Annotated in this window: 1 protein-coding gene; it reads left to right on the forward strand. The window is 43.4% G+C overall.

Going from position 1 to position 1,897, the window contains the following annotated elements; translation table 11 throughout:
- The first annotated feature begins 329 nt into the window (after positions 1 to 329).
- Positions 330 to 1,802 carry a group II intron reverse transcriptase/maturase gene (ltrA, locus tag A142_RS09005; RefSeq protein WP_019820353.1) on the forward strand — a complete coding sequence of 491 codons (1,473 nt, stop codon included), beginning with the start codon at positions 330 to 332 and terminating at the stop codon, positions 1,800 to 1,802.
- Positions 1,803 to 1,897: the final 95 nt, after the last annotated feature.

Raw genomic sequence — 1,897 nt, forward strand, 5'->3', positions numbered from 1 at the left:
AAGTGGTTAATACGCTGTGGCCAAAAGGCATGAGAGTAGGAAAGAGATTGGACAGTGCTCTTTCGTGATCAAGACGCTCTCCGCATTATAGTGGGCATCTAACCCGACGTTGCGCGACATACGGAACAGGGTAAGCCTGTACTTCTCCCTTTGGGAAAGCGGTCTGCAAAGACAGCCGATAGTGGTGCAGGTAAAGGAGGCTAGAAAAAGCGAAAGCCGTGTTGTAATGATGCGGATACAGGTTGTTATCTGGCGCGAAAGCGAGCTGACTTCTAGCTGGTCTCCCGTTGCAAGATAATTTGAAGAACTTTATTCAAGGAGAAATGCAAATGGTAGCTTCAAAAGAAGTTAGTGCCTCTCCTAACGGCACTCGATGGCAATCCATTAACTGGAAAGCCGTCGAACAACACGTATTAAAGCTTCAAATACGCATTGCAAAAGCAACTCGAGAAGGTAAACGCAGTAAGGCGAAAGCTTTGCAGTGGATACTAACTCACTCGAAAGCGGCAAAACTTCTTGCCGTTAAACGAGTGTCACAAAATAAAGGCAGCAAAACGCCAGGAATCGACGGCATCATCTGGAATACGGATGCTCGTCGTGTGGCAGCGGTTAATCAATTGAGTCGGAAAGGCTACAAAGCTAAACCACTCAGACGTATCTATATCCCCAAGAAAAACGGCAAACTCAGACCTTTAGGTATTCCGTGCATGATAGATCGAGCGCAACAAGCGCTTTATCTACTTGCCTTGGAGCCTATCTCTGAGACCATTGCTGACCTAAATAGCTATGGTTTTCGACCTAATAGAAGCACAGCCGATGCAATCGAACAATGCTTCAAATGCTTGGGTCTTAAACGTTCAGCACAATGGGTTCTTGAGGGGGACATTAAGGCTTGTTTCGATAAAATTGGTCATCAGTGGCTAATCGATAACATTCAAACAGATAAACGAATGTTGAAGCAATGGCTTGAGTGCGGTTTTATCGATAAAGGACTGTTTTACAAGACAGCAGAGGGGACGCCTCAAGGCGGTATAATTTCCCCAACGCTTATGCTGTTGACGTTAGCAGGTTTAGAAAACCTGGTTAAGTCGGTAGCACGTAAAACTGGCGATAGAGTCAACTTCATTGGATACGCTGATGATTTTGTAATAACTGGGACTTCAAAGGAAGTTTTGGTGAACAACATCAAACCGCAGCTAATTAGCTTTCTAGAAGAAAGAGGTTTAACACTTTCTGAAGAGAAAACACACGTAACTCATATAAATGATGGTTTTGATTTTTTGGGATTTAATCTCAGAAAGTACAAAGGCAAACTGCTTATTAAACCAAGTAAGAGCAACGTACTGTCATTTTTGGGTAACTTACGTGAACTCATCAAAAAGCACGCAACAATTCCAGTGAACGATCTGATTAAAATACTGAATCCAAAACTGAGAGGTTGGGCGAATTATTATCGTCATTGCGTGGCAAAGCGAACTTTCGACTATGTAAGTCATCAACTTTTCTGGTTGTTATGGCGTTGGGCGGTAAGGCGTCATCCAACGAAAAACAAAGATTGGGTGCGTAGAAAATATTACTTGAACCGACGAGGTGAATGGCAATTCCATGGTTGGCAAAAGATCGCGAATATGGATTGTCATTTTAATCTGGTTCAGATAGCCAAAACGCCAATTAAAAGGCATGTGAAAATTATGAGCAAGGCAACGCCTTATGACCCTTTTTACGAACCTTTCCTTAAAGAACGAAAGGCAAAGAAATTGGGACGAAACTCATGGTTCGAACCTGCTTTAGCTGCATTGTGATTGCTGGGTAACGTAATACGCCTTAGCGGAGGCTTGAGCTGTATGCAGTGAAAGTTGCACGTACAGTTCTTAGAGGGGCGGCACTTGGTAACAAG

It is taken from the genome of Vibrio splendidus 12E03 (genome assembly GCF_000272105.2).
GTDB classification, from domain to species: domain Bacteria; phylum Pseudomonadota; class Gammaproteobacteria; order Enterobacterales; family Vibrionaceae; genus Vibrio; species Vibrio splendidus_I.